This is a genomic window from Gordonia sp. SGD-V-85 (assembly GCF_001456905.1).
Taxonomy (GTDB): Bacteria; Actinomycetota; Actinomycetes; order Mycobacteriales; family Mycobacteriaceae; genus Gordonia; species Gordonia hongkongensis.
This window is the reverse complement of sequence record NZ_LNQO01000003.1, coordinates 32,231-55,933: the sequence shown is the minus strand read 5'-3', so window position 1 is coordinate 55,933 and position 23,703 is coordinate 32,231. Positions and strand designations below refer to the sequence as shown.

At 67.4% G+C, this 23,703-nt stretch carries 19 protein-coding genes; all 19 read right to left on the bottom strand.

What is annotated here, in order from left to right; translation table 11 throughout:
• Positions 1–6: 6 nt before the first annotated feature.
• The 19 genes from AS181_RS24470 to AS181_RS04080 all read right to left on the bottom strand — a co-directional run bounded on the left by AS181_RS24470 (position 7) and on the right by AS181_RS04080 (position 23,698).
• Positions 7–741: a hypothetical protein gene (locus tag AS181_RS24470; RefSeq protein ID WP_231742259.1), complete on the bottom strand. Its 735-nt coding sequence runs from the start codon at positions 739–741 to the stop codon at positions 7–9.
• A gap of 52 nt (positions 742–793) precedes the next feature.
• Positions 794–3,295, bottom strand: a complete 2,502-nt coding sequence (locus AS181_RS04165; protein WP_058250358.1) for a TPR repeat region-containing protein — start codon at positions 3,293–3,295, stop codon at positions 794–796.
• Entirely contained in the window at positions 3,295–3,603 is a 309-nt protein-coding gene (locus tag AS181_RS04160) for a hypothetical protein (RefSeq protein WP_058250357.1), read from the bottom strand. The genes AS181_RS04165 and AS181_RS04160 overlap by 1 nt, the downstream gene beginning before the upstream one ends.
• A 439-nt stretch (positions 3,604–4,042) precedes the next feature.
• Positions 4,043–5,071, bottom strand: coding sequence for a helix-turn-helix domain-containing protein (locus tag AS181_RS04155; RefSeq protein ID WP_058250356.1), 1,029 nt, complete (start codon positions 5,069–5,071; stop codon positions 4,043–4,045).
• A gap of 163 nt (positions 5,072–5,234) precedes the next feature.
• Positions 5,235–6,443, bottom strand: coding sequence for a serine hydrolase domain-containing protein (locus AS181_RS04150; RefSeq protein ID WP_058250355.1), 1,209 nt, complete (start codon positions 6,441–6,443; stop codon positions 5,235–5,237).
• 94 nt (positions 6,444–6,537) lie between these two features.
• A complete protein-coding gene (locus AS181_RS04145) occupies positions 6,538–7,512 on the bottom strand; it encodes an alpha/beta hydrolase fold domain-containing protein (RefSeq protein ID WP_231742256.1) in 975 nt (324 codons plus the stop codon).
• Between the two features lie 126 nt (positions 7,513–7,638).
• A complete protein-coding gene (locus AS181_RS04140) occupies positions 7,639–9,012 on the bottom strand; it encodes an RsmB/NOP family class I SAM-dependent RNA methyltransferase (RefSeq protein WP_058250353.1) in 1,374 nt (457 codons plus the stop codon).
• The gene (gene fmt / locus AS181_RS04135) at positions 9,009–9,968 is read right to left on the bottom strand and encodes a methionyl-tRNA formyltransferase (protein WP_058250352.1); all 960 of its coding nucleotides are present in this window, start codon (positions 9,966–9,968) and stop codon (positions 9,009–9,011) included. Before fmt ends, AS181_RS04140 begins: the two co-directional genes overlap by 4 nt.
• Entirely contained in the window at positions 9,969–11,933 is a 1,965-nt protein-coding gene (locus AS181_RS04130; RefSeq protein ID WP_058250351.1) for a primosomal protein N', read from the bottom strand.
• A gap of 64 nt (positions 11,934–11,997) precedes the next feature.
• The gene (gene metK / locus AS181_RS04125) at positions 11,998–13,206 is read right to left on the bottom strand and encodes a methionine adenosyltransferase (protein WP_004021985.1); all 1,209 of its coding nucleotides are present in this window, start codon (positions 13,204–13,206) and stop codon (positions 11,998–12,000) included.
• Between the two features lie 89 nt (positions 13,207–13,295).
• Positions 13,296–14,567, bottom strand: a complete 1,272-nt coding sequence (gene coaBC, locus AS181_RS04120; RefSeq protein ID WP_058250350.1) for a bifunctional phosphopantothenoylcysteine decarboxylase/phosphopantothenate--cysteine ligase CoaBC — start codon at positions 14,565–14,567, stop codon at positions 13,296–13,298.
• 13 nt (positions 14,568–14,580) lie between these two features.
• A complete protein-coding gene (gene rpoZ / locus AS181_RS04115) occupies positions 14,581–14,880 on the bottom strand; it encodes a DNA-directed RNA polymerase subunit omega (protein WP_004021987.1) in 300 nt (99 codons plus the stop codon).
• 41 nt (positions 14,881–14,921) lie between these two features.
• Complete coding sequence (gene gmk, locus AS181_RS04110; RefSeq protein WP_197414673.1) at positions 14,922–15,551, bottom strand: guanylate kinase; 630 nt, start codon at positions 15,549–15,551, stop codon at positions 14,922–14,924.
• Positions 15,552–15,591: 40 nt separating this feature from the next.
• Positions 15,592–15,906 carry an integration host factor, actinobacterial type gene (gene mihF / locus AS181_RS04105; RefSeq protein WP_004021989.1) on the bottom strand — a complete coding sequence of 105 codons (315 nt, stop codon included), beginning with the start codon at positions 15,904–15,906 and terminating at the stop codon, positions 15,592–15,594.
• Between the two features lie 506 nt (positions 15,907–16,412).
• On the bottom strand, positions 16,413–17,243 hold the full coding sequence (gene pyrF, locus AS181_RS04100) for an orotidine-5'-phosphate decarboxylase (RefSeq protein ID WP_058250349.1): 831 nt from the start codon (positions 17,241–17,243) through the stop codon (positions 16,413–16,415).
• Complete coding sequence (gene carB / locus AS181_RS04095) at positions 17,240–20,575, bottom strand: carbamoyl-phosphate synthase large subunit (RefSeq protein WP_058250348.1); 3,336 nt, start codon at positions 20,573–20,575, stop codon at positions 17,240–17,242. The genes pyrF and carB overlap by 4 nt, the downstream gene beginning before the upstream one ends.
• Positions 20,575–21,762: a glutamine-hydrolyzing carbamoyl-phosphate synthase small subunit gene (carA, locus tag AS181_RS04090; RefSeq protein WP_058250347.1), complete on the bottom strand. Its 1,188-nt coding sequence runs from the start codon at positions 21,760–21,762 to the stop codon at positions 20,575–20,577. The genes carB and carA overlap by 1 nt, the downstream gene beginning before the upstream one ends.
• Positions 21,759–22,394, bottom strand: a complete 636-nt coding sequence (locus AS181_RS04085; RefSeq protein WP_058250346.1) for a PH-like domain-containing protein — start codon at positions 22,392–22,394, stop codon at positions 21,759–21,761. Before AS181_RS04085 ends, carA begins: the two co-directional genes overlap by 4 nt.
• Entirely contained in the window at positions 22,391–23,698 is a 1,308-nt protein-coding gene (locus AS181_RS04080; protein ID WP_058250345.1) for a dihydroorotase, read from the bottom strand. Before AS181_RS04080 ends, AS181_RS04085 begins: the two co-directional genes overlap by 4 nt.
• Positions 23,699–23,703: the final 5 nt, after the last annotated feature.

The window sequence follows — 23,703 nt, the reverse complement described above, 5'->3', positions numbered from 1 at the left end:
GGCGTCTCAGACGCCGCTCGCCGGCCAGCCGGGGGACGGGGGCAATACCGGCCACGGCTCGGGTCCTGTCTCGACCCCGACTCTCGGAAGCTCGGGGTTCGGGGGTAATGCGTTGCACGCGACGATATCGGCGCGGTTCTCTGAACCGACCCCCAAGCGGTCAAAGTATGACACTTTCCAGCTGCCGAACATTGTGGTGGATGGTGTGACCTGAGCGCCGTGCTGATCTACGGGTGGCATCTGCCGTCCAGAGCGCACAAAATCGATCGTGATCGGGAATGACCAACGTTTTCCGATGTTGCGCCACTCAACGCCAGCATCCGATCGTTGTTCGATCGACAGTAGCTCGCTACGGCATATCGTCAACCGAGTTCGGTTAGCTGTGTCCTCGCGCCTAAGGGGAGATAGAAAGAGCGTATTGACTACTCTACTTGTCTGACTGTTGCTCGCCACCAGACGAATTCGCTCATCGGTGTCTGGTGGCGATGCCGCCGCAAAACCGGGATATCCCCATTCCATCGACTGCCCTTCAAAGGCGAGTTCGAATGACTCGGTGTACGCGCGAACAAATGTCCCGTCGGCACTGGCGAGGTTCAGCACATTCGTCGGAATCCAGCGGAACGACATATCCAAGTCAGGCGGTAGACCTTTTCCATGGCGGGCCGACGAACTGCTCGTTGGTTGCTCGGAAGGCGACGGTGTCACACCACAACCAGCAACAAGCAGTGCCGCAACAAGCATCGCCGCGACGGTGACAGCCGGGAGCCACTCCGGCGATCGTCCGACGCCGCCTCTAACGCTTGTAAGCATCTTCCAAGTTTTCGTTGTGGCGATCAGCGAAAAGACTGATGTCGACTTTCATCTTTTGTTGGATGAACGAAGCAGCTTCGCTCTCGTCAGTGACGTTCGCCATCACACCGGTGCGCTTCATCTCGGCGAAATCAGCGTCTTTGTTCCCCATGAACAGATCCCGAAAGCCAGGGTCATCGGCGAGTTCCGGGTGGGTCTCGAAGTATCCCGTGAGGATCTGCACGTACTTCGCGTTGGGATTGATCCCGTCGTCGAACATGTCGTTGCGTAGCTGCTGGATCTCTGGGTCGGCCTTGATCGTGTCCGGATCGGTCGGTAACCCGGACAGATCCAGCTTCACCTGTGGCGCCGCGGTGTCGATGAGCACTTTGACAGCTGGATCTAGACCCGGGACGGCCGTGAGAAGCGACTTCGCGCTGTCGAACATGGCGCCGGCGACCGCCGCGTCGTGGGCGGCCAGGTGCCTGCCGTCGATTTTTGTTTCCTCGATGTGCGCGTCCAATCCGCCGATCATTGCTCCTTCGAGGCGTCCGGTGACTTCACCGAGCCCGTAGTCGTGCGGGTTCTTTCCGAACTCCTGTTGCATCACATCGACCTGCAAGGCGGTCAAGGAGTTGACGATTCTCCCAGCGGCGGCATCCGAATTCAGTACTTCGAAGGTCGACTTCAAGTCGCTTTCGTCAATTTTCGATACACCGTGCGTATGAAACAGCTCTGGATCTGCGCCTGCCAGGACAGCAGTATGTGAGCCGATCGCCGAGGCCAGCGAGCGAGTGAGCTCAGGGTTGAGTTCACCCAAGGCCATCTTCCGATCTCCGATGTCGATCAGCGCATCTTTGTTGTCGCCGAAGTACTGCGCGAGCGCCGTCGAGATGTTGCCGGCTCGTTCGCTTTCGAGCACTGCCTCCGGGGAGCTGCCTTCAGGGGCGTAGGCAGCACCCGGCATCCAGTCGAACAGCTTGTTGATCCCGTCAGCATGCTTACCCGCGCCGTCTGTCCAGTCGAAGGTCAGGAGGTGTTTGAGCGCATCCGTGTCCTTGAATGATCGGTCGTTGCCGTCGAGGTCGAACGTCTTCGGCATCGAGTTGTCAGACGGATTGCCGGTTGCCGACATTACCGCGTCGTGGACAGCGATATGGTCCGACCCTGCAACTCCGAGCATTCGGTTCAACAGGGATTCCACGGACGAGTCGGCTATGGTGCCGTCCTGCTTCGAGACGAGACGCTCATTCTCGTCGCCCGCCGCGATTTCACTGGCGCGCGCGATGAGCGCCCTGTCGACGTCACTCCCGAGCTGAACAGATTGCGACCCGTACGAGGCGAGACCAGGGTCCTCTGAGCGGTGTTCCAGGACATCCATGAGGTCGTTGAAGTCGTCAACAGAATCGAGCCGTGTGACATCGATCATCCGGCTACCGTCTACGCCAGACGGATCGTTGGAGATGCTGGCCTTCGATGCTGCCGGACCACTCAGAAGGTCCCGTATCGGCGCCGGGAGTTGGTTCAATCCTCCTGCCACGAGTGGCGTATTTGTCCCCAAGACCTCGGCGATCGAATTCGAATCGGTCTGTCTGGTCCGCAGGTTCGGGTTCCCCAACAGATAGACGCCGTCGCCGAGACCTCGTTTCAGGTTCTCTCGCTCTGCGCCGATGTATCTGTCGCCGAACGACTTCAGGGCATCAAGAGATAGCGGCTGCCCTTCGGGTCCACCACCCCAACTCGGTGTGTAGATCGCTTTCAGGTAATCGAACTGCTCCTTCGAAATCTCCGCGAAGTCCCCGCGGGCCAACGCGGCCCGCTGTTCCGCGGTCAGGCTGGTCGCACGGAAGAACCGATCTTTCTGCTCCTTCGTGGCACTACCACTCATGATGGCCTGGACATCGATGCTCGCCTGGCCGGGCGAGTAGCTCGACGCGAGTGGCGCATTACCTTCGGCATCGCCAAAGGCTGCCGCGAGAACTCTCGCCCCGTTGCGATCGTCCTCGCCCATCTGATCGGCCAGGGATTGCAACAAGAGGGTCGCCGTCTTCGCCTCCTCCGCTCGGGCGGCCTGAGCGTCGAGAATCGAGCGCTCGGTCGCACTTCCCGCCTCCACGCCCTTGAGCTCGGCCGCATAGTCTCGGGTGTCTCGTACCGTCCAGTCGTCGGCAACGCTGAACTCGTCCCGTTCCAGCCCGAGCGCTCGAACCAGTGCGGTAGTGCGATTCGGACTGATCTCAGACGACGTATCCCGGAGCAAAGTGGCGGCGCGGGTGATGTCGGCCCCGAGTTTGTTGATCTCGGTTCGATCGGAGTCGGTGCGCGCCTCACAACCCCGCTGGGAGTCCCCCACCCACCCTTTGGAGTCGCCCGCTTTCATCGGCGCTTCGGCCATCCTCTGGGTGAGATCGCTCAGGTCATCCACGGCCGCGTCGAGCGCAGTCGCGGCCGCATCCAGAGACATCAGGTCCCAGCCGTTGACGACGGAGCGCGATGGTCGCGACATCAGAACTCGCTGATGGCACGGAAGCCGCTGGCCAGGGACTCCTCGGTATCAGCAATGTCACCGGCGGCCTGGTAGCAGGTCTGCGACACCTGGTCCATTCTCGCCGCCGCGCGGCCCAGCAGTGAGCGGACGGTGTCGTCTTTGCCGGCGCACGCCGCGCCGATCGCCGACGCCGGCATCGCCCCCGACGCATCGTCGAAGGCGGACTTTCCGGTCCACAGAGCTCGTGTCTCCGATGAGCATCGAGCGAGCGCATCGCCCACGCCGGTGATGACACCCAGCTCCTCGACACCGAACCGCTCAGCCATACAAACCCCCGAGTTTGCACCGACAACGACGTGGCGGACCGCCACGACGAACAACCTAGTACAGCATCACCGGACTATGCGTTCGCCATCCACAATCACGACGCTGCGAGTATCTGGATCAGGCTGGTTTCGACGCCGCTGCGTGCGGGCGGTTGATGCCCGATCGCGGGCGGAGCGACACTGCGGTGTCGTCGCGCGGTCGCGGTGATCACGTCGCGGCTGAGTCGGCCAGACCCAGAAGGGGCCGTTCGGGCAGGACGAGGTTCACCACGACCGGCGTCGGCTGGGAAGGATCTCCACCTGGCTGGAGCATCAGCGCGTTGTCTGGACCGAGCGCACGGCCCGTCCAGGACAAACCCGAAGTCGAGCGATCGCAGCGACGAGTGATTGACGTGACCGGCCACGTGATCGGCGAAGAATCACTGCTTGCCGGCAGATCTCAGTTGTTGGGCGGAGGTAGTTCGAGTGCCCGCGAGTGGCGCATCCGCCACGTCAGGAACGCCATACCGAGCCTCGCTCGGCCGACTCCGTCGAGGGGGTCGAAACCCAGTGCATCCGTAAGGATTTCGACCCGGGACTGCATTGTCGAATGATGAATGTCGAGGAGTCTCGCCGACTGTCGCACACTGGAAGAATCGAGCAGTGCCCCCACGGTGGGGCGGACCCACTTGAGATCCCGAATGGAATCGAGCGCGTCCACGTCGGGATTTGTTGCCGCGGAGGGGGAATCGGCAAGCAGATGAACCAGCCCACCGTATCGTTCCGCATCCACGGCTCGGTGGGGACTCTCGCAGAGTTGGAGGGCGATGAGTGCGGTTCTGAACGAGTCCGCCAGTCGGTCGATGTGGGCGGTGACACCCAGCCCGCACGGCGTCATGGGGGCATCCGCACACGTCGCATCCTCCGGCGCGATCAGCGCATGAATTGTCCCGATCGCGGTTGCCATCACGTCTTGAGGCCAGGACGGGTGCGTAGTCCACTCGGCGAACAGAGTGCTGGCAACGGCCCGATAGCGCACATCCGGAGTGAGACCCAGACGGCACGCGGCTTCGCGACGATCGTCGATCGGCGTCTCGCGATCGAACAGCACCGCGATATCACGACGAGTACGCTCCGGTGCGGCACCGGCCAGTCGAACGCCGACCGCGAGACCGAGCCGCTCCAGAATGATTGCATCGGTGGGCAATTCGGGACCGTGACGTTCCAGCCACACTTCGCCACCGTCCACCTGTAGTCCACGACGCATCGGCGGGAGACCTCCGCCGAGGGGTTCTCCAAGCACTGACACTCGATAGGACGAAGAACCATGCGAGCAGCCCGCCGGGCACCCTGCCAGGGCTGCGGCGGTGGCGAGCAGACCCTGGATGTTGACGTTGCCGACGACCAGTTCGTCGAAGCAAGCTATCACCCTCAGACCCACACTCGCGTTCGGATCCAGTGCAGCGATGCGACCGAGGAGTTCCTGCACGTCGCCTCCCTGGAGAATGGTGGATCATGTGATCGGATCAACACTACGCCGCTACGCCTGTGCCGCACCGGCACACCGGCACACCGGCACACCGGAGGTCGGATGGATCGGGGGCACGGGCGGCGTCGCAGGCAGATCGGCCGTCAGATCCGCCTCGCCTTCCCTAGCTCTGCAGGGAGGCGTACACGGCGGTCTCGAAGTCGAGGTATCCGCCAACCGACCCGGCGTCGGCGAACGGCAGGATCTGAGTCGCCCAGTAGCCTCCGATCTTGTTCTGCCGGTCGATCCAGTAGTAGAGGTTCGCCAGGCCCGCCCACGCGAGGGAACCAGCAGGACGTCCGGTGGGAGCATCGTGTTCATTGATCATGAAGGTCAGCGCCCACGACTTCGGCATTCCGGGAAAGAACTCGGCGTCGTTGCTCAGACTCGGGATGACGCCGGGCAGTCGCGTGATCTTCATCGATCCCGGCAGATGGTTTCGCGCTGCGAGATCGACGGTCGCCGGGCTCAATATCGGCTCGCCGGAATCAGCGCGGCCGTCGGCAAGCCACATCCGGATGAATTTCAGGTAGTCGCCGACTGTGGAATAGAGGCCGTGACCGCCCATGTGCACTTCGGGCTCGTCGGGCAGAGTGAAGTCGTGGTCAGGCGCCAGGGACCCGTCGGCGGCTCGGTGATGGATGGTGGCAGTGCGTTCGCGCATGGAGTCGGTTCTGGTGAAAGCAGTATCACTCATCCCCAGCGGCGCGAGAATCCGCTCGGTGATCACTTCTCCGAGCCGTTTGCCGGCGATTCGTTCCACCACCAGCCCCGCCCAGTCGATGTTGGTGCCGTACTCCCACGCGGTACCCGGATCGAAGAGCAGAGGCGTCTGGAGCGATGCCATCGTGGACGTGACAATGCTCGGCTGGCCGTGCTCGGCGGCGAGTCGCGCATACACCTCGTCGAAGAAGTCATACGCGAACCCAGCAGTGTGGGTGAGCAGATGGCGAGTCGTGATCTCCGATCGGGGCGCACGCAGGCGAGGCTGACCTCGATCGTCGAACCCCTCGATGACAGCCACGTCACCAAGCCGCGGCTCGTACTCGCGGGCCGGGGCATCGAGATCGAGGTCTCCGCTCTCCACCAGCTGGAGAACGGCGGTACCTGCGATCGCCTTCGTAGTGGAGAAGATGGCGAAGACCGTGTCGTCGGTCATCGGGTCCGGTTCGTCCAGCGCGCGGACACCGGAGTGGCCCAGGTAGACGGTCTCCTTGTCGGTGGTCACTCCGGCCACGACACCAGGAACTCCCTGTTCGCCGGCCGATGCCACTCGGACCACCGCATCGGCAAATTCGGCAACTCTGTCGGAATCGACTGTGCGAGTACTCATTTCGAACCTCTCGTTGTGTTGACGCGGGCGTGTGGAACCACCGCCGGTCCATCTGGTGTCGGGCGGAAGAGTGTCGGTTGCGTGAGCGCCGCTCTCAGTCGGCAAGCATCCGCTGCATCCACAGCAGTCTTGTGTGCAGCATGGCCTTGGCCAACGCGGTGTGCGGCGCAAAAATGTCGCAGGCATGGAATGCTCCGGGCCACACATGCAGCTCGGCGTTACCGCCGGCGGCCCAGATCGTCGAGGCGTAGGCGATGACCTCGTCCCGGAAGATCTCACAGTCACCGACGTCGAGAAACGCCGGCGGCAGACCCGACAGGTCGGTCTCGCGAGCCGGGACCGCGTAGCGGTGGGCGTCTTCTGTCCGGTAGGTGGCACCCAGATAGGCCCGCCAACCGGTCTCGTTGGACACCCGGTCCCAGACTCCGACGCCGTCGAATTGCGTTGTCGACGGTGCGATACCCCGATCGTCGAGCATCGGATAGGACAACATCTGGCCGCGGAGGGGTGGCGTCGAACACCGGTCGCGCGCGGCAAGTGCCAGCCCCGCGGCAAGACCGCCACCGGAACTCGCACCGGCGACGACAATTCGTGTGGGATCGATTCCCAGTACGCCGGCCTGCGACACCATCCACTCGAGGGCGGCGTACATGTCCTCGCGCGCGTACGGATCCGTGTATTCCGGTGCCAGCCGGTACTCGGGACTCACCAACACCGCTCCGAGATGTTCGACCCAGTCGAGATTCGCGTCGAGCGCATTGAAACGGTCACCGAACATCAGGCCGCCGGAGTGCGCGTAGAGCACTGCCGGCCGGCGGCCGGCCGCCGTGGGCGAACGAAACACGGACACCACGATGGCGTCGCCCCGGTACCCTGCCACCTCGTACTCGAGGTGGTCAACCGCGCGACCGGCGAGCGTCTCAGCCACCGGTCGGGATGCATACGAACGACGCATGAAACCGATCAGGTCGGGTGTCACGGTGGGCGGAAACATCCCACCGACAACAGCCAGGCCGGCGCGAAGCTCCGGATCGAAAGCAGGTCGAGCCTGCGCCCTGGGCTGTGTCATAGAGCACAGTTTATGGAACCTGTGGGAGCTGCGGAACCGCCGGATGTGCCCTGTTCGGCTGTCGTCGACCGCCATATGGCGGCCGTCCGGAAACCTGGCCGTGAGCCGGCACGCAACCGCCGGCCACTAGTCCCGCGTCAACGCCGCCAGGAACATGGCGTCGGTGCCGTGGACATGCGGCCAGAGTTGAACGTGGGGTCCGTCGCCCAACAGGTCCGGGCCGAGCTTGCCCACCGTCACCAACGGGCGGGCGTCGAGTTGGCGCACACCGTCCGTCGACGCCAGGACGTCGGCCACCACCGCCGTCGTCTCGGCCGGGTGCGGCGAACATGTCGAATAGACCACGATGCCACCGGGTTTCACGAGACGCAGCGCTTCGGCGAGGAGCTCCTTCTGCAGGACGACGAGTTCGTCGACGTCGGCATTGGTCCGGCGCCAGCGGGATTCGGGTCGTCGGCGAAGCGAGCCCAGGCCCGAGCACGGGGCGTCGAGCAGGATGCGGTCGTAACCGGCGTCGAGCCCACTGGACCGGGCGTCGGCGACATGGATGGTGACCGGGAGGTCGGAGACGACCTTGCGGATCAGGCCGGCGCGATGCTCGGACACCTCGACCGCATCGAGTCGGGCACCGTCGATCTCGGCGAGCGAACCGATCAATGCGGCCTTCCCGCCGGGGCCGGCGCACATGTCGAGCCACCGCCCAGCGTCGTCGGCGACCTCGGCCACGGTCACCGCACGGGCGATCAGTTGACTGCCCTCGTCCTGGACACCCGCGTACCCCTCACGGATCGCGGCGACGTCGCCGGGATCGCCGCCCGGGAGGTACACGCAGTACGGGGAGTAGTCGCCGACCTCCCCCTCACTGGTGAGGGCGAGTTCCTCGGCGGTCATGAACCCCGGACGAGCGACGAGGTGGACCGGCGGTCGCTCGTCGTCGGCGGCGAGTGCCGCCTGCAGCTGTCCCGCCGAACCACCGAGAGCGTCGCGGAACACCTCCGCGATCCAGCGCGGATGTGCGTACTGGAAGGCGAGATAGCCGACGAGATCGTCCGCGGGCGACGGTGCGAGCTCGTCCACCCACATGTCCTCGTCCTTCTGGGAGACCTTGCGCAGCACCGCGTTCACGAAACCGGAAGGCCCCATCCCGTTTTCGGCGCGCACCAGGTCAACCGACGTGGAGACCGCCGCATGTGCGCCGACCCTCGTCCGCAACAGCTGATAGGTGCCGAGTCGCAGGACGTCGAGCACCGTGCCGTCGATGTCGGCGACCGGCCGTTTCGCGGCGGAGGAGATCACCGCGTCGAGTAGACCCTGGGCCCGCGCGGCCCCGTAGGCCAGTTCGGTGGCGAACGCAGCGTCTCGTCCCTCGATCTGTCTGTCGCGCAGCATCTTCGGCAGGACGAGGTTGGCATACGCGTCGCGTTCGCGCACCGCGCGGAGGGTGTCGCGGGCGGCCACGCGCGCGGGATCGAGGTCCTTCTGCCGGAACTTGCCGCTCATCCCAGGACCGTCCCGTCAGTCAAGCGCGCGCCACGAGCCCAGTCGGCGGCGGGCATCGGCTTCTTCCCCGGCGGCTGTACGGTGCCGAGTCTCACCGGCTGCGAACCGGTTCCGACGAACACCGCCTTCTTCGTGACGGCGAGTGCACCGGGCGCCAGGGCGCCGTCCCGCACCGCGTCGGGCAGACCGGGATCCTCGGCCGACGCGACCGACACCGGCCCGACCTTGATCCGTGCGTCGTCGAGGCTCGTCCACGGTCCGGGTGCGGGCGTGTAGGCGCGAACCAGGCGATCGATGATGTGTGCCGGCAGTTCCCAGCGGATCCGCGCGTCCTCGACCTCGACCTTGGGCGCGTGGCTCACCCCCGTGGTGGGCTGCGGTTCGGGGGCGAGTTCACCGGCCTCGAGGCCGTCGAGCGTGGACAGCAACAGTCCCGACCCGGCATCGGCAAGACGCCCGAGCAGATCACCGCTGGTATCGGTGGGTCGGATGGTCTCGGTCAGCACCCCGAAGACCGGACCGGTGTCGAGACCCTTCTCGAGCCGGAACGTGCTGGCCCCGGTCACCTCGTCGCCGGCGGCGATCGCGGCCTGGACCGGAGCGGCACCGCGCCAGGCGGGCAGCACCGAGAAGTGCAGATTGATCCAACCGTGGCGCGGCAGGTCCAGCAGTCCGGGCGGTACGAGCCCGCCGTAGGCCACGACGGCACCGCAGTCGGGAGCCCAGCGCCGGAGCACGTCGTCGACCTCCGGCTCCGACAACCGGCGCGGGGTGATCACCTCGAGCGCATGCTCGTCGGCGAGCTGCCCGACCGGTGACCGCATCACCTTGCGGCCGCGGCCTGACACGGCGTCGGGCCGGGTGATGACCCCGACCACCTCATGCGAGGGCGAGTCGATGAGGGCCTGCAACGACGGCACGGCGACCTCGGGGGTACCGGCGAAAACGATGCGCATTCATCCGATCGTAGGCGGGTCGATCTGCACCCGGATCGGCCCGGTCTGTCGATGTGTGTTGCGGCGCACCTGTCCCGCGACGAGCGCCTCGGCGAGGAGCCGTCCGTGCTTGCGCGGCAACCGCACCAGGATGCGATCCATCTCGTCGTCCGCGGCGGCCTCCCACTCGGCACTGCCGGCCGGCGGGCGGACGCCGGGCGGCAACGGCACCGGGCCGAGAACATCGGCGTCGGAGGGTAACTCGAGGTGCTCGACGAAGTCGGTGATCACCCCGGTCGGCCCGTCGACCGACGCCATCGTCACCGCCGGGGGGAATCCGAGTTCCACGCGTTCCTGCAACTGGATCGACGCGAAACCCACCGGGTCCCAACGGATCAGGGCCTGCACGGGTGCGAGCGCCGAGTCGGCGACGATGACCACTCGCCCACCGTCACCGTGCGGGGTCACCATCGCGGCGAGCGCCATCCACCGCCGGACCGCATGCTCCTCGGCACGCAGGTCGGCCCGGTCGAGCTGGGCCCAGGTGTCGACGACGATCGCGGCGCCGTACCCGCCCGGGGCCACCGGCTCCGCGCCAGGCGTCGCGACGACGAGCCGTGCGCCGGGTTCGATCTCGTCGAGGATCGTGTTGCCGCCGCTGGTCAGCACCGGCACGCCGGCGAAAGCACGCCCCAGCTCCTCGGCGGTCCGGCGCGCACCGGTCACCGTCGCGCGCACCGAGGTGTTGCCGCACTCCGGGCAACGGAAGGACCGTTCGGGCCGTCCGCACCATCGGCAGCTCAACCGTTGGTCGGCATCGAGCTGCAGCGGTCCGTGACAGGCCCGGCACCGCGCGTGTTCGCGGCAGCGGGTGCATGCGAGCGACGGCACGTAACCCCGGCGCGGGACGCTGAAGATCACCGGACGATCGGCGGCGAACGCCGACCGCGCAGCGTCGAACGCGACTTCGGGGATGCGTGCCGACCGGGCCATGGGGTCGCGGGCGACCTGCCGGTCGTCGTCGGAGATGGCCTGGACACGGGGGCTGCGGGTGCGGACCGTCGTGCGGTCGGCGACGAGGTCGTGGGCCCAGCCCGAGACCACCAGCGCCTGCGCCTCGGCGGTCCGGGCGAACCCGCCGAGCAGCAGGCCGCACCGCTCGTGGTGCGACCGCAGCACCGCCACCTCGCGGGGATGCGGGTAGGGCGCCCGCGGGTCGGCCATGCTGTCGTCGCCGTCATCCCACACGACGACCAGGCCCAGGTCCTTGACCGGCGCGAACACCGCGCTTCGGGTACCGATCACCAGCTGCGCGGCACCGCGGCGCACGGCCAGCCAACGACGGTAGCGCGCGGTGGGTCCGAGTCCGGCGGACAGCGCGACCCCACGGTCGCCGATCAATGGCTCACACTCGGCCCACACCCGATCGAGATCCCGCTGATCGGGCACGACGAGGATGCACCCGCGTCCCACTGCGAGTGTCGCCGCCGCGAGTTCGGCGAGACGGCGCGGCCAGTCCTCCCCCGGTAGGGCCTGCCAGACGGCCCGCGGATGGCCGTCGGCCAGGTTCTCCACGTAGGAGTCGGCCAGGGCATACCGATGCCAGTCGGCGAGTTCGGGTGATGCGACGACAGCAACCGGGTCGGGCGTCGTCTCCTTCTCGGTGCGCGCATGCCGCGGCGGTATCGCCAGACGCACGACGTCGCCCATGGTCCCCGCATACCGATCGGCCACGGCGCGACACAGCGTCGCCAGTTGCGGGGTCAGCACCGGTTCCGCGGACACGACACGGTCGAGCCACCCCAGCTTGCCGGGGTGATCGCTCTTCTCGATGCGGTCGAGAAGGTAACCGTCGACGAGCCGGCCGGAGAATCGCACGCGGACGCGCACGCCGGGCTGCGCGGCCTCGTCCTGGTCGGCGTCGATCAGGTAGTCGAACGGCCGGTCGAGATGCGCGAGTCCCAGAACAGGCAGAACACGGGCCACCGGCAGCTCAGCGGCCGGGACCCGTGCTCCTTTGGGTGTCAGTGAGAGTACTTCCGCAGAGGGTCTACAGACCCGCGGCGGCCCGCAGCTTCTCCGCGCGGTCGGTCCGCTCCCACGGCAGGTCGACGTCGGTGCGGCCGAAGTGGCCGTAGGCGGCGGTCGGCGCGTAGATCGGGCGCAACAGGTCCAGGTCGCGGATGATCGCGAGCGGACGCAGGTCGAAGTTCTCCTTGATGACGCGCTCGATGACGGCCGGATCGACCTTCTCGGTGCCGAAGGTCTCGACGAACAACCCGACCGGTGCGGCCTTGCCGATGGCATAGGCGACCTGGACCTCGATGCGGTTGGCGAGCCCCGCCGCCACGGCGTTCTTGGCGACCCAGCGCATCGCGTAGGCGGCGCTGCGGTCGACCTTCGACGGATCCTTGCCGGAGAACGCGCCACCACCGTGGCGGGCCATGCCGCCGTAGGTGTCGACGATGATCTTGCGACCGGTCAGCCCGGCGTCACCCATCGGACCGCCGAGGACGAACTTGCCGGTCGGGTTGACCAGGAGGCGGTAGTCGGTGGTGTCGAGGGTCGGCAGGTCGATCTCGGCGAGTACCGCGTCGACGACCTGCTTCTTGATGTCCGGGGTGAGGAGGTTGTCGAGGTCGATGTCGGCCGCGTGCTGCGTCGACAGGACCACGGTGTCCAGACGAACCGGCGTGTCACCGTCGTATTCGATGGTGACCTGCGTCTTGCCGTCCGGGCGCAGGTACGGCAGCGTGCCGTTCTTGCGCACCTCGGTGAGGCGGCGCGACAGGCGGTGGGCCAGCGCGATCGGTACCGGCATGAGCTCGGGGGTCTCGTTGGTGGCGTAGCCGAACATGAGGCCCTGGTCGCCGGCGCCCTGGCTGTCGATCTCGTCCTCCGAGATGCCGCTGCGGCTCTCGTGCGAGTTGAAGACGCCGCCGGCGATGTCCGGGGACTGCGCACCGATGGCGACGTTCACGCCGCACGACGCGCCGTCGAATCCCTTCGTCGAGGAGTCGTAGCCGATCTCGAGGACCTTGTCGCGCACGATCTTGGGGATGTCGGCGTAGGCGGTGGTGGTGACCTCGCCGGCGACGTGCACCTGCCCGGTGGTCACGAGGGTCTCGACCGCGACACGCGCCTTCGGATCGTCGGTGAGGATGGCGTCGAGAATCGAGTCGCTGATCGCGTCACAGATCTTGTCGGGGTGTCCCTCGGTGACGGATTCGCTCGTGAACAGGCGTGACGAGGTGGTCATCAGATCCTCTCGAGATCTACGCGCGTCGGTGGTCGACGCGCCGCTGGCAGTGTCGGCCAGGTCCGACTGGCCGGGTGAATACATCCAACCTAATCGGTCGGTCGAGCTCCTCGACCATCAGGCACCAGTTGGCGCACTTCGTCAAGTATCCGGCTCGACATGAGTGTTTTCGACCCGAAGGGCAATGCAGTCTCGTCGCCGGTGGCGGCGAGCAACCAACCGGTGTTGTCCTCGGTCCCGAAGGCCTTGCCGTCGCCGACGGCGTTGACGACGAGCAGGTCACAGCCCTTGCGAGCGAGTTTTGCGCGACCGTGGTCGAGGACTCCGCCCGTCTCGTCGCCGGTCTCGGCGGCGAAGCCGACGATCACCGTCTCGCGGGGGATCCGGCCCTCGTCGCGGGCGGTGACCAGCCCGCGCAGGATGTCGGGGTTGGTGGTGAGTTCGATGGGCGTCGGGCCCGTGTCGCCCTTCTTGATCTTGGCGTCGGCGACGGCGATCGGGCGGAAGTCCGCGACCGCGGCGGCCATGATGACGACGTCGGCGTCGGCCGCGCGCTTGGTCATCTCGTCGGCGAGTTGTTCGGCGGTCGAGATCCGCACGATCGACACACCGGCCGGGTCACCCGGGTCGGCGGTGGACCCGGCGACGACGGTGACGCTCGCACCGCGTTGCGCAGCGGCGCGGGCAAGGGCGAAGCCCTGCTTGCCGGAGCTGTGATTGCCGAGGTAGCGGACCGGGTCGAGTGGTTCTCGGGTGCCGCCGGCACTGATGAGCACCCGGACCCCGGCGAGGTCGTATGGGAGTGCATCGGACCGGGCGAGGAGCAGTTCACCGATCAGTGCGATCTCCTGCGGGTCCGGGAGGCGGCCGCGGCCGGAGTCGGTACCCGTCAGGCGCCCCGACGCCGGGGTCATCACGACCGAGCCGTGGGACCGGAGCGTCGCCACATTGGCCTGCGTGGCGGGGTGCTCCCACATCTCGGTGTGCATGGCCGGGACGAACAGCACCGGACAGCGGACGGTCAGCAGCGACGCGGTCAGCAGATCGTCGGCGCGTCCCTGGGCGGCGCGGGCCATGAGGTCGGCGGTGGCCGGGGCGATGACGACCAGGTCGGCACCCTGCCCGAGGCGGACGTGGGCGACCTCGTCGACGTCGTCGAACACGGTCGTGGAAACGGGATTACCGCTCAGCGCCTCGAAGGTCGCCTTGCCGACGAACTCGAGTGCTGCCGGCGTCGGCACGACACGGACGTCATTGCCGGCCTCGGTGAAGTGCCGGATCACCGAACAGACCTTGTAGGCCGCGATCCCGCCGCCGACGCCGATCAGTACGCGACGCCGGGTTCCGGTCGCTGTCGTCATCAGGGGGCCGGGACTATTCGCCCTCGGTGTGCTCGAGCAGGTCGGAGTGGATCTCGCGCATGGCGATCGAGAGCGGCTTCTCCTGGAGGCCGGGCTCGACCAGCGGGCCGACGTATTCGAGGATGCCGTCGCCGAGCTGGTTGTAGTAGTCGTTGATCTGGCGTGCACGCTTGGCCGCGTAGATCACGAGCGCGTACTTCGACGACGCGCGATCGAGCAGGTCGTCGATCGGCGGATTCGTGATGCCCAACGGCGTGTCGTAGGCCGGTGCGTCGGCGATCTCGGTGATGTCGAAATTGGTCGGGGTGCTCACACGAACTCCTGCGTCGAGGTCTGGGTGTCGGAAAGGGCCGGTCAGGTCGCGGATGCGGCCGGCTGTTCAGGTCCGACCAGCAAGGATACCAACTGATCGGCTGCTCGGTCGACTTCGCTGTTCACGATGACGTGGTCGAACTCGTCCTGAGCGGCCATCTCGGTGCGTGCGGTGGCCAGTCGGCGCTCGATGGCCTCGGGCGTCTCGGTGGCCCGGCCGGTCAGTCGGGACACGAGTTCGTCCCAGCTCGGCGGTGCGAGGAACACGGTGACCGCCTCGGGGAGTCGGGCGACGACATTGCGTGCGCCGACCAGGTCGACCTCGACCAGAACCGGCTTGCCGGCCTCCAGTGCGGCCAGGACCGGGGCGATCGGGGTCCCCGAACGCTGCAGGCCGCCGTGGATCTCGGCCCACTCCAGGAGCTCGTCGGCGGCGATCATCTCGTCGAAGTCGGCGGCGGAGACGAAGTGGTAGTCGCGGCCGTCGACCTCGCCGGGCCGCGGATCGCGGGTCGTCGCCGACACGCTGAAGTAGACATCGGGCATCGCGGCGCAGACCTTGGCGACCACGGTGGACTTGCCGACGGCCGAGGGGCCGACCAAAACGATCAGTCGACCCCTCGTGCGTCCGGTTCCCTCGCGGTCCGGGCGGTTGTTCACCGTCCGGACCACGGGTTCGTCCCGCTGCCGTATTCGGTTCGCTTGCTCACGCTCAGGAGCTGAACTTCTCGAGCAGAGCCTTGCGCTGACGGTCGCCGAGACCGCGCAGGCGGCGGGTCGGGGCGATCTCGAGCTCGGTCATGATCTCCTGCGCCTTGACCTTGCCGACCTTGGGCAGGGCCTCGAGCAGGGCCGAGACCTTCATCTTGCCCAGGATCTCGTCGTTCTCGGCATCCTTGAGCACCTGCTGGAGATCGGTGCCACCGCGCTTGAGGCGCTCCTTGAGCTCCGCGCGGACACGACGAGCGGCAGCTGCCTTCTCCAACGCAGCGGCGCGCTGCTCATCGGTCAACTGGGGAAGGGCCACGGGGTTCCTCCGTCTTTCGTTCTCGAGTGGGACTGCATCGTTCGCCCAGAAGGCGTCCGAGGCGCTGTTGCCGTGCGACCGCGGCTGGATCGCCATCGCCGGCCTGTCAGCCGGGTGCGCACCCGGCCGACGCCATCAAATGTTGGCGGCGAATGCGACCGTACCGACGTGAGCAGGCATTTGCGAGTGCGACCCCCCGTTTTCGCGGTCTTTTCTCATGTTGTAGGGCTCTCGGTGCGTTCACACGGGCACAGCGCCGATTCACTGTTCGCGCCATCGCCCTGACTACGTGTTTTGCATCATCACCGCAGGTCAGCGCGGCATCGCGCAGCCAGCGATTCGCTAGCAACGCGAAAGACCCGCGTCCGGACCCCGGACGCGCTGATACGCGTGTGACACGAGTGGTGTGACCTGAATTTCTGCGATTGAGGTGGGGGGTCGCGCGTGTCGCGCCGTCCGGGGGGCCGGCGAACGTGCGGGTGACGGGCAGGCCCGCCACCGGTGTCTCAGCCCAGCGCGGCCTCGACTTCGTCGCGAGTCCTGACGAACGCGTCGCGCAACAAGGCCGCATCCGGACCTGCACGGAGCACGCCGCGGGAACTGGCGGGCAGCACCCAGGCCGGATCGGCGCCGTCGAACACCACGGGCAGATCGGCGGCCGTGGCACCCTGGGCGCCCAGCCCGGGCGCCAGGATCGGGCCGCGTAGATCAGCGAGATCCAGGCCGTGCTCGCGGGTGGCTCCGACGACCAGACCGACCGTCGCGGTGCCGTCGGTGTTCTCGGCCGCGGCGGCATCGACGATCGATTGCGCGACGGTCTGCTCCCCCGCTCGCGCCCGCTGGATGTCGCCGCCCTCGGGGTTGGACGTCCGCGCCAACACGAACACTCCGCGGGAGCCCTCGCGAGCGAGGTCGAGCGCGGGGCGGAGGGACTCGTAGCCGAGGTACGGCGACGCGGTCACCGAGTCGGCGCACAGCGGCGACGACTCCGACAGCCACGCCTGCGCGTAGGCCGCCATCGTCGAACCGATGTCGCCGCGTTTGGCGTCGGCGATCACCAGCGCACCCGCATCCCGGCATCCCGCGATGACCCGCTCGAGCACCGCGAAACCGGCCGCGCCGAACGGCTCGAAGAACGCGACCTGAGGTTTGATCACCGCGGCCACCGGCCCGAGCGAATCGACGCAGATGTCGGCGAAGCGGGACAGGCCGTCGACGGTGACCGGCAGCCCCCACTCCTCGAGCAGCGCCCCGTGTGGATCGATCCCCGCACACAGACGCCCGCGCTCGGCGACCACACGTGCGTAGCGGTCTCCGAACCCGGACGCGTCGATCACGACCGGCCGGCCAGGTCGGCGTGCCGATTCTGCAGTGACCGCACCCCGATGTCTCCGGTCATCGCGGCCTCGATGCCCTGCACGGCAGCGGACGCCCCCTGCACGGTGGTGATACACGGGATGTTGACCGACACCGCCGCGCTGCGGATCTCGTAGCCGTCGACGCGCGGACCGGAGTTGCCGTACGGGGTGTTGATGACCATCGTCACCTCGCCGCCCCGGATGATGTCGACGATGGTCCGCTGGCCCTCGGCGGCCTCGAAGTGCTTGCGCACCGTCTCACACTTGATCCCGTTGCGCCGCAACACGTCCGCGGTGCCCTCGGTGGCCAGGATCTCGAAACCGAGGTCGGCGAGGTGCTTGACCGGGAAGATCAGCGCCCGCTTGTCCTTGTTGGCCACCGACACGAAGATCTTGCCGCTGGTGGGCAGAGACCCGTAGGCGGCGGTCTGCGACTTGGCGAAGGCGCGCCCAAAGTCGGCGTCGATGCCCATGACCTCACCGGTCGACTTCATCTCGGGGCTGAGCAGGTTGTCGACGCCGCTTCCGTCGTGTCGCCGGAACCGGTTGAACGGCAGGACCGCTTCTTTCACCGAGATGGGTGCGGTGGCCGGGGCCTCGCCCCCGTCGCCGGTGGCCGGCAGGATGCCCTGCTCGCGCAGGTCGGCGATCGACGCGCCGAGCATGACCCGGGCACATGCCTTGGCCAGCGGCACCGCGGTCGCCTTGGAGACGAACGGAACCGTCCGGCTCGCACGCGGATTCGCCTCGAGCACGTAGAGGATGTCGTCCTTCAGCGCGTACTGGACGTTGAGCAGTCCCTTCACGCCGATGCCCTTGGCCAGCGCCTCGGTCGAGGAACGCACCATCTCCAGGTCGGCGCGCCCGAGGGTCACCGGCGGCAGCGCACAGGCGGAGTCACCGGAGTGGATACCGGCCTCCTCGATGTGCTCCATCACGCCGCCGATGTAGACCTCGTCACCGTCGCACAGGGCGTCGACGTCGATCTCCACCGCATCCTCGAGGAACCGGTCGACCAGCACCGGGTGATCCGGGGTCAGCTCGGTCGCCCGAGAGATGTAGTCCTCCAAGGACTTCTCGTCATAGACGATCTCCATGCCGCGGCCACCGAGGACATACGACGGCCGGACGAGCACCGGATACCCGATCCGGGCGGCCGTGTCGCGCGCCTCGGCGAAGCTCGTCGCGGTGCCGAACGCCGGTGCCGGTAGCCCGGCAGCGGTGAGGACCTTGCCGAACTCACCGCGGTCCTCGGCCAGGTCGATGGCGGCCGGACTGGTGCCGACGATCGGTACGCCGGCCTCCTCGAGCCGATGCGCCAGTCCGAGCGGGGTCTGTCCGCCGAGCTGCACGATGACTCCGGCGACCGTCCCCGACTGCGACTCGGCGTGGTACACCTCGAGCACGTCTTCGAAGGTCAGCGGCTCGAAGTACAGGCGATCGGCGGTGTCGTAGTCCGTCGACACGGTCTCCGGGTTGCAGTTGACCATCACGGTCTCGTACCCGGCCTCCGACAGCGTGAGCGCGGCGTGCACGCACGAGTAGTCGAACTCGATGCCCTGTCCGATGCGGTTGGGGCCCGACCCCAGGATCAGGACCTTCTCCTGATCGGTCTGCGGTGCGATCTCGCTGGTCGCCGCCGGATCGAGCTCGTAGCTGGAGTAGTGGTACGGCGTCTTCGCCTCGAACTCGGCCGCGCAGGTGTCCACGGTCTTGTAGACCGGACGCACGCCCAGCTCGATCCGATGCGCGCGCACGGCCGCCTCGTCGGCGAAATCCGTACGCAGCGCGGCGATCTGACGGTCCGAGAAGCCGGTCGACTTGGCCTCGCGGAGCAAAGCCTCGTCGAGGGTGTCGGCATCGCGCAGCTCTGCTCCCAGAGCGGCGATGCCCCCGATCTCGGCGAGGAACCACGGGTCGATCGCGGTGGCCTCGTAGAGGTCCTCGATCGTCGCGCCCGCGTCGAAGGCCAGCATCAGCTTGTACAGCCGACCGTCCTTCGGGGTCTTGATGTCCTCCAGCAGCGCGGGCAGGTCGACCGTGGCCGGGTCCGGGCGGTTCGGCTCGGCCCAGAATCCACCGGCCTTCGTCTCGAGCGAGCGCATGACCTTGCCGAGCGCCTCGGCGAAGCTGCGGCCGAGGCTCATCGCCTCACCCACCGACTTCATGGTGGTGGTGAGCGTGTCGTCCGCGCCCGGGAACTTCTCGAACGCGAACCGCGGAGCCTTCACCACCACGTAGTCGAGCGTCGGCTCGAAGCAGGCCGGGGTCTCCTTGGTGATGTCGTTGACGATCTCGTCGAGGCTGTAGCCGATGGCCAGCTTGGCGGCGATCTTCGCGATCGGGAAGCCGGTGGCCTTCGACGCCAGTGCCGACGACCGCGACACGCGCGGGTTCATCTCGATGACGACGAGCCGGCCGTCGCGCGGGTCCTGCGCGAACTGGATGTTGCAACCGCCTGTGTCGACGCCGACCTCGCGGAGGATGTCGATGGAGAGGTCACGCATGATCTGGTATTCGCGGTCGGTCAGCGTCATCGCCGGGGCGACCGTCACCGAGTCGCCGGTGTGTACGCCGACCGGGTCGAGATTCTCGATCGAGCAGACGACCACGACGTTGTCGCGGTTGTCGCGCATGAGCTCGAGTTCGTATTCCTTCCACCCGAGGATCGACTCCTCGATGAGGACGTTGGCCGTCGGCGACGCGGCCAGACCGCCACCGGCGATGCGGTCGAGGTCCGCGTCGTCGTAGGCCATGCCGGAACCGAGGCCGCCCATGGTGAACGAGGGTCGGACGACCACCGGGAAGCCGAGTTCGGCGACGGTGTCGCGCACCTCGTCCATGGTGTGGCAGACCCGCGACCGGGCGCTCTCACCGCCGACCTTCTCCACGATGTCCTTGAACATCTGGCGGTCCTCGCCCCGCTGGATCGCGTCGAAGTCGGCACCGATCAGTTCGATGTCGTACTTCTCCAGCGAACCCCGATCATGCAGTGCGACAGCGGTGTTCAGCGCGGTCTGCCCGCCGAGGGTGGCCAGCACCGCGTCGATGGGATGTCCGGCGTCGCGTTCGGCCTCGATGACCTTCTCCACGTACTCGGCCGTGATCGGCTCGATGTAGGTCGCGTCGGCGAATTCCGGGTCGGTCATGATCGTCGCCGGGTTGGAGTTCACCAGGGACACGCGCAGGCCTTCGGCCTTGAGCACACGGCACGCCTGGGTCCCGGAGTAGTCGAACTCGCAGGCCTGACCGATGACGATCGGCCCGGACCCGATGACCAGGACGTGGTTGATGTCTTCGCGGCGCGGCATCAGGCACTCGCTCCTTGGTTCTTGGTCTTGCGGGACTCACGGTCGCCCTCGAGCAGGGTGACGAACTTGTCGAACAGATACGCGGCATCGTGGGGGCCGGCGGCCGCCTCGGGGTGGTACTGCACCGAGTAGGCGCGACCGGAGAGCAGCTCGACGCCCTCCACGGTGCCGTCGTTGGCGCAGACATGGCTGACCCGGGCGCGGCCGAAGTCGGAGTCGAACTCCTCGCCCGCCTCGCCTTCGAGCGCGAAGCCGTGGTTCTGCGAGGTGATCGAGACCTTGCCGGTGGCGTGGTCGACGACCGGGATGTTGATGCCCCGGTGGCCGAACTTCATCTTGTAGGTCGACCGGCCGAGCGCGCGGCCCAGGATCTGATTGCCGAAGCAGATGCCGAACAGCGGGATGTCCTGGCCGAGCACCCCGCGGGTGAGCTCGACGATGTCGTCGGCCGTGGCCGGGTCGCCGGGACCGTTCGAGAGGAACACCCCGTCAGGCTTGAGGTCGGCGATGGCGTCGAGCGCGACGGTCGCGGGCAGCACGTGGGTGCGGACGCCGCGTTCCGCGAACATCCGCGGCGTGTTGGTCTTGATCCCCAGGTCGATGGCGGCCACCGTGAACCGGTGCTGGTCGAGGGGTTCGACCACGTAACCGCTGTCGGTGGTGACCTCGTCGGCCAGCCGGGCGCCCTTCATGTCCGGCTGGTTGCGCACGCGGGCGACGAGTTCGTCGGTGTCGGCGAGCGCCGGGCCGGAGAAGATCCCGGCCTTCATCGACCCGTGGTCGCGGAGGATGCGCACCACGGTGCGGGTGTCGATACCGCCGATCCCGACGATGCCCTGACGGTCCAGCTCCTCTGCGAGGGAGGTCGTCGCGCGCCAGTTGGAGACGCGTCGGGTGGGGTTGCGAACCGCATACCCTGCGACCCAGATCTTGCCCGAGTCACCGTCGACGCCGGTGCTCCCGGCGCTGCCCGTACTCTCGCCGTCCTCGGTGTTCCAGCCGGTGTTGCCGATCTGCGGCGCCGTGGCGACCACGATCTGCCGGTGGTAGCTCGGATCGGTCAGGGTTTCCTGATAGCCGGTCATCGCGGTGCAGAACACCGCCTCGCCAAGGGTCTCGCCGACTGCGCCGAAGCTCCGGCCGGTGAACACCTGGCCGTTCTCCAGCACCAAGACCGCTGTGTTCATTCCTGTGCCCCTTGTCCCTGTGGCCCGTGTCCACTGTCATGCGTCCCGGCGAAGGCGCTCACCCAGCCGGGGTAGATCGTTTTGTCGTCGGCGCGCACCCCGGAGTCGATCTCGGTGCCGCTGGGCAGGACCCAGCGGATGGCGAGAACGCCGTCGGCGGTCATCACCTTGCCCGCGATGCCGCGTTCGGTCCGGACCGCGGTGATCGATTCCCGGGGAATCCAGAGGTCACTGGCTCCCTGACGCGCGATGAGGATGCCCGTCTCGAATTCGGTCAGCACCGAGGACGCCCGGTCGCCGATGTCACCGACGGTCACCCGGTTCTGCCAGCTCGGCGCGATGGTGCTGCCGAGGTAGAGGCCGGTATCTGGACCTCTGAGTACCGCGCCCGGCTCGGTGGGGATCGTCGGAAGGGTGCCGATCACGTCTGCCTGCGCCGCGGTCTTCTTCCGATTCCCGGTCGCCAGCAGGTAGAACACCGACGCCACCCCGAGGGCGAGCAGTGCGACCACGCCGATGAACCAGGCGTTGAAGACGATTTTGCCGTATCCCAGCAGCGACGCGATCACCGAGGCGACCACCAGCACCGCGAGGATCGCCGGTACCAGTCCACGCCTGGGTCTCGCGGTCATGGGGTCACCTGCCCGTCGTGGGCCGTCACCACGCCGCGCAGCACCGTCGCGGTGACGGTGGCGGGCATGGTCATCGACTCGAACGGGGTGTTGGCCGACAGGCTCGCCAGCTCGGGACCGTGCACCACCCAGGACGTGTCCGGGTCGACGACGGCCAGGTTCGCCGGCTCGCCGACCTCGATCGGACGGCCCTGATCGGTGAGTTCGACAATCTGCGCGGGCCGCTCGCTCATCACACGCGCGACGCCGCGCCAGTCGAGCAGGCCGGGCTTGACGAGGGTCTCGACGATGATCGGCAGTGCGGTCTGCAGGCCGAGCATGCCGGGCTTGGCCTGGGCGAACTCGCAGCACTTCTCCTGCGCGGCGTGCGGGGCGTGGTCGGTGGCCACACAGTCGACGATCCCCTCGGCCAGCGCCTGTCGCAACGCGTCTTTGTCGCGGACCTCGCGCAGCGGCGGATTCACCTTGTTGACCGGGTCGTACGTCTCCAGCCGCGAGTCGTCGAGCAGCAGGTGATGCGGGGTCACCTCGGCGGTGATCGCGATCCCCTGGTCCTTGGCCCAGCGCAGTAGTTCGACGGTGCCCTCGGTCGAGGCGTGACAGATGTGGATGCGTGCACCCGCGTCGCGCGCGAGCAGGGCGTCGCGGATGACGATCGACTCCTCGGCCGCACGCGGCCAGCCCGCCAGCCCGAGGCGCGAGGCCGTGGGCCCCTCGTTGGCGACGGCACCGACGGTCAGCCGCGGCTCCTCGGCGTGCTGGGCGATGAGGACGCCGAGCCCGGTCGCGTACTCGAGCGCGCGGCGCATCAGGAGCGGATCGTCGACGCACTTCCCGTCGTCGCTGAACATCCGCACGCCGGCGGCACCGGCGGCCATCATGCCCATCTCGGCGAGCTGCTTGCCGGCCAGACCCACGGTCACGGCGCCGACCGGGTACACGTCGACGAGTCCGACCTCGCGCCCGGACCGCCACACGTTGTCGGTGACGGTCGAGTTGTCGGCCACCGGGCTGGTGTTGGCCATCGCGAAGACCGCGGTGTAACCGCCGAGCGCGGCGGCTGCCGAACCCGACCGGATGGTCTCGGTGTCCTCGCGGCCCGGCTCCCGCAGGTGGGTGTGGAGGTCGACGAAGCCGGGCAGAAGCACGCCACCTTTGCCGTCGAGGACGTCGGTGTCCTCGGGTGCGGTGACCTGGTGTCCGATCTCGCTGATGATGCCGTCGACTACGAGGACGTCGATCGGGTCACCCTCGCCGTATGGACGAACGGCGCGGAGAAGAACGGATCCGGTGCGGGCGGTCACTTCAC